Genomic DNA, 14,138 nt, shown 5'->3' with positions numbered 1-14,138 from the left:
GATAACCTCTCAACAGTTAACCACATGCAGGCAAGAACAGACAAGGTAACAACTATAGAAAAGATCGTTATCCTTGACGCTCCCGAGGTAGAAATCGAAGTTGAAGTAGACAAGACCAAGAAGTACAAGATTGACTTCGCAAACGCTCAGGCAGGCGACGATCTTATCCTTATATTCAAAGGTGAACCCAACACAATAACCAACGGCTGCGTTGGCTTCAACGGCGACGGCTGGGAGCAGGTAGAATGGAAGGGTACAACCGACGCAAACGGCGATCTCATTGTAAAAATCCCCGTAAGCAAGTTCCCCGCAGGTCTTACTTCTGCCGAATGCCAGATCTGGTATCAGCCCGAACTCGTAGATATGAAAGATTACAACTTCGGCGCTGAAGAAGTTACTACCACAACTACAACAACTACAACGACTACTACTACAACAAGCGAGACCACAACAACTACCACAACTACTTCTACAACTTCTACTACAAGCGAGACCACAACAACTACCACAACATCTTATGTTGAGCCTCCTACAGGCTTCCTCGCAGGCGACGCTAACCTTGACGGTCAGGTAGACCTCAGCGACGCTGTAAGGATCATGCAGTCCCTCGCTAACCCAAACAAGTATGCCCTTGATGAAAGAGCCTCTCTCTCCGCTGACGTTTACGGAAACGACGGCGTAACTGTTCAGGACGCACTTACAATACAGCTTTATCTCCTTAACAGGATCTCACAGCTCCCTGCTCCCGCAGGCTCTGTTGTAGAAGACTAATAAGTCACTTAGCTTCTAAAAATTATCCATATACCTCTAATGCAGCTGCTGAAAAGCAGCTGCATTTTTTTCGGTAATTATTTTTATGATCAAAAGCAGGAATATGTCTGCATAATCACCCTGAAGCACACAAAAAGTTATTTATCTTTTTGTTTTAATATCCGTGTTGAAATTATGCGAATTATAAAATATTATTAACTATTAATTTCTATTGACAAATCCATATTAATTTTATATAATTATAGCGGTGTCGCTTTTTAGGATACCAGACGGATATGATTAGACTATTAAAAAAATACATATAGATAAAACGATTTAACTATAAAAATGTAGATTTCAAAAGGAAAAGGACACAACTGAATATGCTTACTGATTACCATTGCCATATTCTGCCCGGAATGGACGACGGCGCACAGGACGTGGAAACAGCTCTGGAAATGATAGAGATAATGAAAGAGCAGGGGGTGGAACGTATAATAGCTACTCCCCATTTCTATGCCCATGAGGAGCGTTCACTGACGGAATATCTGTTGCGGCGTGAGGACGCCTTCGAGAGCATAGCCGAGCTTGCCGCGATACAGTATATAGTACCCGGTGCAGAAGTAGCCATAGAGCATGGCATCTCAAAACTACACGGTATAGAACAGCTCGCAATAGAGGATTCGGATATGATACTGCTTGAGCTGCCATTCCGCGATTACGAAGGCTGGATGTCAGAGGAGATAAATGCCATATCCTCCGAGCATGGACTGAAAGTCGTACTTGCACACGTTCACCGCTATCTCCAGTATTATACTCCGGAGCATTTTGAGCAGCTTATAAAGACAGATGCGATATTCCAGTTCAACAACGACGCATTTCTTGTGCCGCGTGAGGAAAAGCTGCTTAGACGTATAATTAAAGAGGGTGGAAAAGTTATCTTCGGCAGCGACGCACATAATACGGACGGAAGACGTCCTAACTGGGATATGATGAAAGAAAAATGCAGTCCTGAGGTACTGAAAGCCTCGGACGAGCTCCTTGAAATAAAGATTAACCCGGTATGTGTGGACGCAAATATCAATACTAATGAATAAATATGGATTATTGGCTTTTCAGCCGGTATGGGGGAATAAAAATTGAGAAAAGTATTAGAAAAATTCAGCTTCCGCAGAGCGGTACTCGTTATTGCTGACGCATTCATCATCGTTATCGCATCTCTTATCACAAATTTCATACTGTCGTTTTCCGGCAGAAGCATAAGCAATTCCGGTATAGTAGTCAGCTTTATTGCAGGTATATTCACATGCTGCGGCTGTCTGTTCATATTCGGGGCATATAGCAAACTGTGGAGATTTTTCAACCGACGTGACTATCTGTCCTGCCTGTACGGTGTGCTCTTCGGCTTTGCTGCTTCTGTTGCGATAGTATACGCTGTGCGTAGACAGGTGCCCCTCACCTTTGTGGGCATACACGCTCTGCTCACCCTGGCAGGAGTATGCCTTTTCAGATTTATCTTCAAGGAAGCCTTTGTAACTATAAAGAGCATAGGCACCATAGAAAACAGAAAGCGCACCATGATAGTCGGCGGCGGTCAGACCTGCCGTATGCTCCTCACCGAGATAAAGAACGCCCAGAAGTCTCCTTTTGCAGAGGACCAGGCGTCTGCCGCTTACGATCCGGTATGCATAATCGATGACAACAGGAGCAAAATCGGCTCTGAGATAGACGGCGTAACAGTTGTCGGAACCACGAACGAGATAATCAAATACGTGGATCAGCAGCATATAGAGCAGATCATCTTCGCTATCCCCTCCTGTCTTGAGGAAGAGAGGAAGCGCATACTCGATATATGTTCGGGAACCAATCTTCCAGTCAAGGTCGTACCATTTATAGGAAACCTTATCTTCAACAACGACAGCAACACTCCCCTTCTTTCCCAGATGCGCGATATCAAGGTGGAGGATCTTCTCGGACGTGCTCCTATAAAGTTCGATAATGAAGATATACGCAGTTTCATCAGTGGAAAGGTATGTATGGTTACAGGCGGCGGCGGAAGCATAGGCTCCGAGCTTGTTCGTCAGATAGCCAAATATGACCCCAAGCACATAATCATAGTTGATATCTATGAGAACAACGCCTACGATATACAGCAGGAGCTTGTAATGGAATACGGCGACAGTCTTAAGCTCACGGTACTCATAGCTTCCGTAAGGGACTACTATCGCATGAATTCCATACTTGAAAACTACAAGCCCAATATAATCTTCCATGCGGCTGCTCACAAGCATGTTCCACTTATGGAGAATTCTCCGATGGAAGCTATCAAGAACAATGTCCTCGGAACCTTCAATGTGGCTTCGTTGGCTCATTTTCACAAGGTGCAGAAGTTTGTTATGATATCCACCGACAAAGCGGTAAATCCCACCAACGTTATGGGAGCTTCAAAGCGTTGCTGCGAAATGATAGTACAGTACTTCTCACAGCAGTCTGACAGCTGCACCGAATTCGTAACCACACGTTTTGGCAATGTCCTCGGCTCCAACGGTTCTGTAATACCTCTCTTCCGCAAACAGATAGAGAGCGGCAAGCCTGTCACCGTTACCCACAAAGACGTTATTAGGTATTTTATGACTATCCCTGAGGCTGTAAGCCTCGTTATGGAGGCTGCCGCTATAGCTCACGGCGGCGAGATATTTGTCCTCGATATGGGACAGCCTGTACATATCGTAAAGCTTGCCGAGAATCTTATCCGTATGTACGGAAAGGTACCGTACAAAGATGTTGAGATAAAGTTCACAGGTCTTCGTCCTGGCGAAAAACTCCGTGAGGAGCTTCTCATGAGCGAGGAGGGACTTAAACAGACCTCAAACAAGCTCATATTCATCGGGCAACAGATAGAACTTAACGGCGACAAGTTCATAAAGAAGCTGCGCAGACTAAAAAACGCTGCGGAACTTAACCTCAATGCAGAGGCTGTTGAGGCGCTGCACGAAATAGTTCCTACCTTTACTACTCCGGAAGAGTTCAACAGGGCGGAGCTTATCAAGGAACACAAAAATCCAAGAAGAGCTATGACAAGGGACTGATATTCAGTCCCTTTGCTTTTACAGGGAGGAAATACCATGATATACCGCACTCCAGAGTACTGCCGGGATTTCCGCTGCATCGCAGGAGATTGCAGGGACAGCTGCTGCAAAGGCTGGGAGATAGATATAGACAGTGAAACTGCCGAAAAATATGCCGAAATTGGCGGAGAGTTCGGTGAAAGACTGCGCAGGAGCATAAAAAACAACTCATTTATACTCACAGAGGATGAACGTTGCCCATTCCTTAACACTGAGGGGCTGTGTGATATCTACATAAACCTCGGCAGGGAGAGCCTATGCTGTATATGCTCGGAGCATCCACGGTATTTCGAGTGGTTCGGCAGCGTAAAGGAAGGCGGCACAGGCCTTTGCTGCGAAGCCTCAGCGGAGCTAATCCTCTCCCGTCCCTTTACCCTCTGTGAGGAGGAGGTCCCCGACGAGGAAGCCTCAGGAGAATACGACGGAGAGCTTTTCAGTCTGCTCCTTGAAGCCCGTGAGGCTATGCTTAGCGCAGTGAACGACGAAAATATCCATATAGGAAGGGCTCTCGGACAAATAGTCGATATCGCGGAGGAAACACAGCAGTATATAGAGAGCCCCAGCGCTCTCAAAAGAAAGGTATACTACGAAAATGATACGATAAGAGAAATATTCCGCTGCTTTTATGAGCTCGAACCCATTGACGGTAGCTGGCTGCCATATATAAAAAAATGTGAGGAGGCTCTAATCTCAGCTCCGCCATACAGCGAAGAATATACTCCCTATATTCGCAGGATAGTATCCTATTTCGTATTCCGGTATGTCATGAAAAGCGTATACGATGGAAGAATACTTGGTTATACGTTGTTTACAGCCGTCAGCGCCGTTTTTATTAGCTGGCTCTTCCGCTGCGGTGCCGAGGCTGAAAAGCTATGCAGCTTCGGGGAATGTGCCCTTATTGCTAAAAATTATTCCAAGGAAACGGAATACTGCGAGGAAAATATGGAAAAGCTCCTTGAGCTCTTTGAAACGGAACCGTTTTTCGCCACGGAAGCCATTAAGACAGTTATCGCGAAGTCTTTCGGCGAAAATGTGGGCGAAATCTGAAAAAAACGCGTGAAATGCGAAAACTAAGTGAAATTCATTGCAATATTGCCCCCATTGTGCTATAATGTATAAGAATTAACGGCTTATAATGTCGTAAAAACTTGAGAGGGTAATACTTATGTTGGAACGCAAGAAAATTGCAGCTTTTATCGCAGGAATGCTCCTGTGCGCTTGCACGGCAGCTCCCGCAGCGAACGTATACGCCGAGGATACTACTGACTCCTCAGCATGGGGGGCATCTCCAGAGACCTCAGCCAATGAGGAGAAAAAAGAAGATAAAAATACATACACGCTCAGCGGCGACTTCCTTTACTCCACTACCCGTGACGGAACTATATGCATCGAGGACTGCAAAAGCACCTCTGCTGTCCTCACTATCCCGGAAAAACTAGACGGCATTGCAGTAACTGAACTTGGCAGGCAGGCTTTCGGAAGCGATCCTGAAAACAATACCTTTACGGAAATATCCCTACCCTCGTCGATAAACTATATATCCGACGAGAACCCATTTATATACTGCACCAAGCTCCGCAGTATAACAGTATCCGAGGACAATAAGGATTTCTTCTCAGAGGAGGGCATACTCTACACCAAGGATAGGGACAGGCTCGTATGCTACCCCTGCAAAAAGGGCGGCAACAGCTTCAAAGTTCCCGACAGCGTTAAGGAGCTAGGTACCTCGTCCCTCTACAATGCAGGGATAAAGGATATCACTCTTCCGTCAGGACTCGAAAAGATCGGAGCCTTCGCTCTTGCAGATTTGACCGAAATGGAATCCGTTGATCTCAGCGGAACAAAGGTAACAGAACTCGATCCCTATGCATTTTCAGGCTGTTCCGTGCTCAAAGAGATAAAACTCCCAATTACACTTGAATATATCGGGGGCGGAGCCTTTGCAGGTTGCAAGGAGCTTACGGAGATCGAGTTACCGCAGTCTCTTGAGGAGATAGGTCAGTACGCCTTTGTGAATACAGGCCTTACGGCTGTTGTCATTCCCGATTCCGTGTCAAATATATCCTACTGTGCATTCGGCTACTATACTGATGAGGACGGCAATATCACCGCAAACAACAGCTTCACTGTAGTGGGCTCTCCCAATTCTGCGGCTCATATCTACTGTACCGACTCCGATTCGGATTACGATTACCAGAACAGCTTCGTTTTCCTCACTCCTGAAGAATATCAGGAAAAACAGGACCTTCTCGCTCTTGACCGTATAAAATCGGGAGATTTCGAGTATGCTATGATAAGCACTGGCGCTGTCCTCACCTTCTGTACCTCAACCGACAGCACCATAACCATACCCGCCGAGATAGACGGCAATCCAATTACAAAGATATACCCCAGCTGCTTCACGGGAACGATGGCAAAGGAGATAATCATTCCCGATACCGTCGAGGAGATAAGAGAGCTCGCCTTCTTCAACTGTTCAGAACTGAAAAAGGTGGTAGTTCCTGCCAGCGTGAAGAAAATAGGCAATAACGCATTTGATAAGTGTACCGCCCTTGAATACGCGGAATTCTGTGGAGCCGAGACTGTCGGCAGTCAGGTGTTCTGCGACTGCACATCACTAAAGACCTTCAAGGCAGCTGATACTATAAAAGAATGGAACGACGAGGAGCCATTCATTTACTGCACTGAGCTGGAGGAGATAGAAATTGACGGCAACAGCGGCATTTACCGATCAGAAAACGGCGTAATGTACAGCAATGACATGACTGTCATAATCGCTTATCCCGCAAACAAGGCGGATAAGAGCTATACGTCTCCCTCGGGAGTAAAGGAGGTACAACAGTCCGCCTTTGCCAATTGCAAGAACCTTGAAAGCGTAAAACTCCCCGATATAGAAGTGATAAACGCTTATGCCTTCGAGGGCTGTAACAAGCTGTCGAGCCTTGTTCTCTCGGACAAGCTGACTACTCTCGGCTCGGACGCTCTATATGACTGCACGTCGCTAAAAAGCCTGCGACTGCCCGAGTCACTTACAGATATAGGTGCCTGCGCCTTCGGCTATTATCACAACGATAATGCCGATACCCAGAACGGCGAAGCAGCCGACGCTGTTGTTGAGGGCTTCACGCTCTATGCTCCCAAGGACTGCACCGCCTACTCCTTTGCTAAATCAGCAGGCATGAAAGTGGTAACAGGTACAACAAGATTCTTCGGAAAGAACGTGTCCTCTGGCTTCGTATATAGCTTAGCCGCAATACTCGGAGCTGCTGTTCTTGCTTTCGCAGGCATACTCACTGGAAAGACAGTTAAGAAGAAAAAGGCTGAGAATGCTGCCGCAAAAAGAAAGGCCCACTCTGCGGAGCTCCGTAGACAGCGCCGCGAGGCAGAGGACTCCACCGATAAGAAGGAGGATGATACCATTGAATAAAATCAGTAGTAGATTTGCCGCTCTGTCAGCTGCTGTAACTGCTTTTTTCAGCTGTACCCCGTTCAGCGCCTTTGCTGACGAATTGCAGGGGGCAGAAAGTACGCTTTATGACGGCTCCTTCTATTATGAGTTGAATCAGGATATGACCTACACCATAACAAGGTGCTCAGCTACCATAGTTACGGAGGTCCCCTCCATACGAAACGGTACGGCTATCACTGCTATTGGTGACGGCGCCTTTCAGGGGTGTACTGGAATAACATCTCTCAAAATACCGGATTCGATAACTACTATAGCTCCAAACGCCTTTTACGACTGCGCTTCATTGAGGACGGTAACTCTCCCGAAAAAACTTACCTATCTCGGAGATCATGCTTTTTTCGGCTGTATTGCCCTTGAGAGCATTGAGCTCCCCGATACACTTACTACGGTCGAGCCCTTTACATTTGCGCTTTGTCAGTCACTTTCAGATATAAAGCTCAGCAATAATGTCACGGACATCAGCGAGTACGCGTTCTATCAGTGCGCCTCCATAAGCGGTTTCAGGCTACCTGCCTCTCTTACTTCCATAGGCGACAACGCCATGGGTTGCTGGTTCTCCCTGCAGGAAATAGACGCTTCTGCAAACAGCTCATTCGTCTATGAGGACGAAATGCTCATGGACAGCAAAAAGAAAGATATCATAAGGGCTTCCGTGAACAAGAGCGGAGAGCTTATAATCCCCGAGGGTACTGTCAATATTCGCTCCGGAGCCTTCTCCACCTGCGCTCAGCTCACATCGTTGCATATCCCCTCATCTGTCACAGCTATAGGAGATGAGGCTTTCAGCTACTGTTCAGGTCTGAAAAGCGTGGATTTCTCGGAGGGGCTTGAAACCATAGGTCTTTCAGCCTTCATGTTCGATAATAAGATTACCTCTCTTTCAATACCGACAACTGTAAGCCTGATAGACGACAATGCCTTTGCTTACTGTGAATCTCTCAGCAAGGTCATTCTTCCGGAGGGCGTAAAAACTATAGGCGCAGACGCATTTTTCGTGTGCGACGAACTGAAACAGGTCAGCATACCAAAAAGCGTTAGCACTATAGGTGATGACGCTTTCGGCTTTACATACGAAAGTCCGGAACGCAAGCCTGTTGAAGGTTTTAGTCTCAGCGTATTCTCAGGCTCTGCTGGAGCTAAGTACGCCAAGTCCGAAAAAATAAGCTATACAGTCACAGACTTCAATATCAAAAAGATTGCCTTCATAGTCATCATGTTAGGCGCCCTAGCTGCTGCGGCAGTATTCGCTGCCGTGCTGATGAAGCGTGGCTGGAAGCTAGGTGCTTCCGGTGCGCGTAAAGCTGCTAAAAAAGCCAAGGAACTTGAAGCAGAAAAGGCCTACAAGAAAATTATGGGTGACGACGCTGAAGACAAATCCGCAGAAAAAAACGGCGAAGAATAAATCTTTAAGAAGGCGGAATGTACTGAAATTCAAAGAAAAACATTGAATATTGAAAAATCATTTTCAAGTTCTATGTTTCGTACAAAATATCAAAAGCTGTATTGTTAAATACTAACATTACAGCTTTTTTATTAGCTAAGGGCTGCAAGGAGACAAAGTCCCTACAGCCCTTTGGTTTGGTTTCATATATCAGTGTTTCCGTGCTTTTTTATGATATCGTTCCTGTTAACCTGTTTCCTGTCGATGTCCTTAAGCCAGAAACCAGCATTAGCTCCCTCCGATACGGAATCACAGGTCTTACGGAACTGCTCAATGCCCATGATCTCAGACTTTATCTCGTTGCTACCGTGAACTACGGTTACTTCATCGCCAACGCGGAAAACTCCGCCTGTTACCGTTCCTGTGACGACTGTTCCTCTTCCGGTAATAGCGAAAACATCGCTAATTACAAATTCTGCGTAAGTTCCATCAGCAACTCCGGTCTGGGGTGTATAGTATTCCTCATACTCCCGAAGCTCCTTTTCGTCATCAGTAAGAAAGCCCGTGTCTGCCGAATCGCGGTTAAGGAGCTTTTCCTTTATCTTGTCCAGTAATCCCATAATGTACACCTCTTTCGGAAATAATATTTTTTGCCGTGCAGGAAGCACGGTATCACCTTGAATGTATATCTCTCTGCTCCACTGCAAGGCGATCGCAACGCTCGTTTTCGGGGTGTCCTGCGTGTCCCTTGACCCAGTTAAAAGTAACGTCGTGCTTTTTCAGCAGGGGCAGGAGTTGCTCCCATAGGTCAACGTTGAGGGCAGGTTTCTTGTCGGACTTTATCCACCCCTTTTTCTTCCAGCCATATACCCAGCCTTTGGTTATACTGTCAACCACATACTTGCTGTCAGTGGTGAGTATGACCTTACAAGGCTCTTTCAACGCAGAAAGCCCTGTTATAACACCGAGGAGCTCCATTCTGTTGTTGGTGGTGGCACTGTCACCGCCAGAAAGTTCCTTTTCTATTTTTCCGAAACGGAGCACCACACCGTAGCCGCCAGGACCTGGATTGCCGCTGCAAGCGCCGTCTGTGAATATCTCAACTGTTTTGATAATATCACCTTCATTTGATTTCAGTTATTAGAAATTAGTACTTAGTGATTAGAATATCTGTGGGGCTGATGTCCTCGACTGCCTGACAAAATAAACTTAAAACCTCGGGGCGATGTCCACATCGCCCCGTCATTTGCAGTCATATATGCGAGCAGATAATATCCGCTCCTACAAAGGTCATTTATTAGTTATTGGCATGGGCGCACACTGTACGTCGCTACAATTCAGATTAAACAAGCCGTCCCTGCAAGCTAATGACTTGTGGCTTACAGCTATAAGCTAAATCAATAAGCCTTGCCCCAGTATACCATGCACTTTGCAGGCTTGCCGCAGCATACACACTTGTCGCTGAGCTGCTCCTGATCGAATGGTATACATCTTGAGCCCACGCCGGTCTTTTCCTTGACCTCGTCTTCACATGCTTCCTCGCCACACCACATTGCCTTGATGAAGCCGTCGCCCTTCTCCAGAGCCTTGTTTATCTCGTCTATAGTCGTGCAGGCGTATGTCCTGTTTGCGCGGTTCTCCGCAGCCTTGTTGAACATACCCTCAGGTATCTCCTTTTCGAGGAGTGCCTTAACGTATAATGCAAGATCGCCAAGTGCCACAGTCTTCTTATCGCCGCTATATCGTATTGCGACTATGCACTGGTTTTCCTCTATATCACGGGGACCTATCTCGATACGTACAGGTACGCCCTTCATTTCATATTCCGAGAACTTCCAGCCCGGTGAATTCTCGCTGTCGTCAAGCTTTACTCTTATACCTGCGGCTTTCAGTTCATTGAGAAGTTCGTTTGCCTTGTCAAGTACGCCTTCCTTGTGCTGGGCAATAGGAACGATAACCGCCTGTATCGGAGCTACAGCAGGTGGAAGTACAAGTCCGCTGTTATCACCGTGGGTCATGATGACTGCGCCGATAAGACGAGTGGTAACGCCCCAGCTGGTCTGGTGGGGATTCACTCTCTTGTTTTCCTTATCAGTATACTCAATGCCGAATGCCTTTGCAAAGCCGTCGCCGAAATAGTGTGATGTACCTGCCTGCAAAGCCTTGCCGTCGTGCATGAGGGCTTCAATGGCATAGGTAGAGACAGCTCCTGCGAATTTATCGCTCTCAGTCTTCTTGCCCTTGATAACAGGCATAGCAAGGGACTTCTCGCAGAAATCAGCATATACATTGAGCATACGCTCTGTTTCCTCGATAGCTTCCTCGGCTGTTGCATGTATAGTATGACCTTCCTGCCAGAGGAACTCTCTTGAACGAAGGAATGGACGTGTAGTCTTTTCCCAGCGGACAACGCTTACCCACTGGTTATAGAGCTTGGGCAGGTCGCGGTATGAATGAACTATATTAGCATAGTGCTCGCAGAAAAGAGTCTCTGAGGTAGGACGAACACAAAGCCTGTCCTCCAGCTTCTCGTTTCCACCATGAGTTACCCATGCAACCTCAGGAGCAAAGCCCTCAACGTGGTCCTTTTCCTTCTGGAGAAGGCTCTCGGGGATAAACATTGGCATACATACATTCTCATGTCCCAGTCTCTTGAATTCAGTGTCAAGTATATGCTGCATATTTTCCCATATCGCATAGCCGTAGGGACGTATTACCATACAGCCCTTTACGCTCGTATATTCTATAAGCTCTGCCTTCTTGCAGATATCGGTATACCACTGAGCAAAATCCTCGTCCATTGAGGTTATCTCGGATACCAGCTTTTTATCCTTTGCCATATATTATGACCTCTTTCTGTAAAATTAAAATAGGTATTATAACTTAGTGTGCCGCGCAAATTTACTGTTTTTAAGGAATTTACGCTCCCTGGACAGAGTTCAGGGCAATAACCGCCTTATGGCGGTTATCATGGATACATTAATTATATCATTTCCCCGATATATTGTCAATGTCAGAATCGCATAATAAGGTAAATAATCAGGCATCCGGCAACAAGCATGGAGATCAGCATTGCAGAGCCAAGCCCCACCTTTGTGCCTGTGCTCATATACTCGTCATACTTGTTCTTCTTTGTCTGTATGGCAAAGCATATAATTAAAACAATGTTGAGTATTCCAGCTATTATCCACATAATGCTGAGACGTGTGCTTGTTAAGTCGATAAACACAGCTGAGTCGAGCATACGGTCATAAGTGAAATTGCTTTCCACCCTGCTGTTTGTTCTCTTTACCTTGCCTTTTATAGCCTTATTTCTAAAATTCTTGTACTCGCCGTCGAAGTTATCACCGAACTCCTTTTCTGCACGCACAATGAACGCCTTATCCTCATTCTCGGAGCATATCAGAAAATAATACTCGTCTCCCAGTGGTATCATATTCACTCTGTTCTTGACCTTCAGATTATACTGATTGCTGCCAGTTGGCGGCACGCCGCTTACTATCTCTCCTCCGTCCAGACCGGATGAGAACGCCTCGTCAAGAGTGACTTTTTCTCCTACAAATCCAGTTATACCGTAGCCTATACAAAAAAGCGCGATTAAGCCGAACACTACAAAAACAAGCGCCGGCGAAGCCTTTTTTCCGCCTAATGACGGACTTTCACCGTAAAAATTTCCTATACCTGACATAATTATCTCTCCTTATATTCTGCGTTCCCATTCCCCGCAGTATCATTCCTCTTCTTCTTCCTTCTCAGCAGCAAGCTTCTCCACACGGCATACCTCTATACGGTGATGCTTCACCTCGAGTATGTCTATATGAAGCCCTCCTGCTTCAAGCGAAAGCTGTGAGCCGTCCTTTGGTATCTCACCCAGCTCTGCTATGACGTATCCGCCGAAGGTCTCATACTTATCAGCAGGAAGCACCACATCGATCTCCTCACATACGTCACTGAGGGAGCTGATACCAGGTACTGTCCATGTGTTGTCCCCTGTCTTTTCAAGCCTTACAGCAGGCTCGTCCTCGGGGTCGTCGGCAAAGTCACCAACAAGCTCCTCCACAAGGTCGGTAATAGTAATTATACCGCTCATTCCGCCGTATTCGTCTACTACGATAGCGAAATGATCGGCTCCCCGCTTCTTCATTTGGTCGAAAAGGCGGTCCGCCTTCATGTTCTCGTGTACGAAGCAGGGCTCATGCACCGCGGAATTCATGATATTTTCACGGCTCTTATCGTCAAGGCGGAAGTAGTCCTTGGCATTCAGCACACCGATAACGTTGTCAACGCTCTCTCCGCATATAGGAAAGGATGAGTGTCTTGTGCGATGGATAGTTTCCTCCCACACGTTAGTATCGTCGTCGCTCCAAAGCACGTCAACATCTGTCCTGTGCGTACATACCTGCTCAACGGTAGTGTCGTCAAATGCAAAAATATTCTTTATTATCCGGTTCTCATCCTCGTCAATAGTCCCTTTTTCGGCACCAGCGTCGGACATCATGAGTATCTCCTCCTCGGTAACGGTATCGTCGTCACTCTCTGGGTCTATACCCATAAGACGCAGTATACCGTTGGAGGTGATGTTTAGAAGCCATACCATAGGTGCAAAGATCCTTGACACAAAGGTTATCATGCCACTCGCTGCAAGAGCTATCTTCTCTGGGTCCTTCATTGCAAGACGCTTGGGTACTAGCTCGCCGAACACAAGAGTGAAGAAGGAAAGCACCAGTGTTATGATAACTACCGATACCTTCTTTATCACTGCTGCCGGTATACCCGTGCCTGCTTTCACAAGCGCAGACGTAAGCATTTCAGAAAAGCTGTCAGCTGCAAATGCTGCACCTATAAATCCAGCAAGGGTTATCGCAACTTGTATTGTGGCAAGAAAACGTGTGGGCTGATTGGTAAGCTTTTTGAGCCTTATGGCTCTTTTGTTGCCGCTTGCCGCAAGCTTTTCAAGGCGGACGTCACTTATGGTAATAACTGCCACCTCGGTACACGCAAAGAGCGCATTCAGCGCTATAAGTATAATTTGCAGAATTATCTGCCCTATCATTATTCATATCCTCCGTAAAAATATAATATTTCTATGTTCTCTTAAACCTCATAAAGGCATAGTCAACACAAGCGATAGTGCAGACCATGCCTTGATATCTTATATTCAACGAAGAACCTTGTATTATCAGGATTACTGCCGTCAGGGGCACCGTCCATTGCGTTTTTCATCTCCTTTTTGGTATAGTATTTTTATTATAGCGTATTATTGTGATTTTGTCAAGTTTTGTGCCATTTTCGTGTAAAAAATGCAAGAACAACAATCGAGTAGGAGGCGGCTATTTAGCCGCCGACCTCTCAAGTCACCGTGCATACCGTTCGGTACACGGCGGTTCAGCCAACTTTACAATGCAGTATT

Annotated in this window: 11 protein-coding genes; 6 read left to right on the top strand and 5 right to left on the bottom strand. The window is 46.4% G+C overall.

Going from position 1 to position 14,138, the window contains the following annotated elements:
• The 6 genes from J6U00_RS09955 to J6U00_RS09930 form a co-directional block, all read left to right on the top strand.
• A partial coding sequence (locus tag J6U00_RS09955) for a dockerin type I repeat-containing protein (RefSeq protein ID WP_296581457.1) occupies positions 1-771 on the top strand: 771 nt, incomplete at its 5' end.
• Between the two features lie 362 nt (positions 772-1,133).
• Positions 1,134-1,847: a CpsB/CapC family capsule biosynthesis tyrosine phosphatase gene (locus J6U00_RS09950; protein ID WP_296581456.1), complete on the top strand. Its 714-nt coding sequence runs from the start codon at positions 1,134-1,136 to the stop codon at positions 1,845-1,847.
• Between the two features lie 42 nt (positions 1,848-1,889).
• Complete coding sequence (locus J6U00_RS09945) at positions 1,890-3,839, top strand: nucleoside-diphosphate sugar epimerase/dehydratase (RefSeq protein WP_296581455.1); 1,950 nt, start codon at positions 1,890-1,892, stop codon at positions 3,837-3,839.
• Positions 3,840-3,875: 36 nt separating this feature from the next.
• Positions 3,876-4,925: a flagellin lysine-N-methylase gene (gene fliB, locus J6U00_RS09940; RefSeq protein WP_296581453.1), complete on the top strand. Its 1,050-nt coding sequence runs from the start codon at positions 3,876-3,878 to the stop codon at positions 4,923-4,925.
• A gap of 118 nt (positions 4,926-5,043) precedes the next feature.
• Complete coding sequence (locus J6U00_RS09935) at positions 5,044-7,305, top strand: leucine-rich repeat domain-containing protein (RefSeq protein ID WP_296581451.1); 2,262 nt, start codon at positions 5,044-5,046, stop codon at positions 7,303-7,305.
• Positions 7,298-8,749 (top strand): leucine-rich repeat domain-containing protein, encoded by a 1,452-nt coding sequence (locus tag J6U00_RS09930; RefSeq protein ID WP_296581449.1) that lies wholly within the window; start codon positions 7,298-7,300, stop codon positions 8,747-8,749. Before J6U00_RS09935 ends, J6U00_RS09930 begins: the two co-directional genes overlap by 8 nt.
• A gap of 182 nt (positions 8,750-8,931) precedes the next feature.
• Here the strand turns inward: J6U00_RS09930 and J6U00_RS09925 are convergent, their stop codons facing one another.
• The 5 genes from J6U00_RS09925 to J6U00_RS09905 form a co-directional block, all read right to left on the bottom strand.
• Positions 8,932-9,348, bottom strand: a complete 417-nt coding sequence (locus tag J6U00_RS09925) for an EF-Tu/IF-2/RF-3 family GTPase (protein WP_296581448.1) — start codon at positions 9,346-9,348, stop codon at positions 8,932-8,934.
• Positions 9,349-9,400: 52 nt separating this feature from the next.
• A complete protein-coding gene (gene rnhA, locus J6U00_RS09920) occupies positions 9,401-9,841 on the bottom strand; it encodes a ribonuclease HI (RefSeq protein WP_296581458.1) in 441 nt (146 codons plus the stop codon).
• 284 nt (positions 9,842-10,125) lie between these two features.
• Entirely contained in the window at positions 10,126-11,568 is a 1,443-nt protein-coding gene (gene proS / locus J6U00_RS09915; RefSeq protein ID WP_296581446.1) for a proline--tRNA ligase, read from the bottom strand.
• A 173-nt stretch (positions 11,569-11,741) separates the two neighbouring features.
• Positions 11,742-12,416, bottom strand: a complete 675-nt coding sequence (locus J6U00_RS09910; protein ID WP_296581444.1) for a hypothetical protein — start codon at positions 12,414-12,416, stop codon at positions 11,742-11,744.
• Between the two features lie 42 nt (positions 12,417-12,458).
• Positions 12,459-13,781, bottom strand: coding sequence for a hemolysin family protein (locus J6U00_RS09905; RefSeq protein ID WP_296581441.1), 1,323 nt, complete (start codon positions 13,779-13,781; stop codon positions 12,459-12,461).
• Positions 13,782-14,138 lie beyond the last annotated feature (357 nt).

The sequence above is a fragment of the Ruminococcus sp. genome (assembly GCF_017650195.1).
In the GTDB taxonomy this organism is placed as follows: domain Bacteria; phylum Bacillota; class Clostridia; order Oscillospirales; family Ruminococcaceae; genus Ruminococcus.
Note: the sequence above shows the minus strand (reverse complement) of the source record. Positions and strands in the feature narration are given on the sequence as shown.

What these genes read in the sequence shown, in the direction of transcription:
- J6U00_RS09950 (WP_296581456.1), top strand. Translation starts at nt 1,134, where the DNA reads ATGCTTACTGATTACCATTGCCATATTCTGCCCGGAATGGACGACGGC.
- fliB (WP_296581453.1), top strand. Translation starts at nt 3,876, where the DNA reads ATGATATACCGCACTCCAGAGTACTGCCGGGATTTCCGCTGCATCGCA.
- J6U00_RS09935 (WP_296581451.1), top strand. Translation starts at nt 5,044, where the DNA reads ATGTTGGAACGCAAGAAAATTGCAGCTTTTATCGCAGGAATGCTCCTG.
- J6U00_RS09925 (WP_296581448.1), bottom strand. Translation starts at nt 9,348, where the DNA reads ATGGGATTACTGGACAAGATAAAGGAAAAGCTCCTTAACCGCGATTCG.
- proS (WP_296581446.1), bottom strand. Translation starts at nt 11,568, where the DNA reads ATGGCAAAGGATAAAAAGCTGGTATCCGAGATAACCTCAATGGACGAG.
- J6U00_RS09910 (WP_296581444.1), bottom strand. Translation starts at nt 12,416, where the DNA reads ATGTCAGGTATAGGAAATTTTTACGGTGAAAGTCCGTCATTAGGCGGA.
- J6U00_RS09905 (WP_296581441.1), bottom strand. Translation starts at nt 13,781, where the DNA reads ATGATAGGGCAGATAATTCTGCAAATTATACTTATAGCGCTGAATGCG.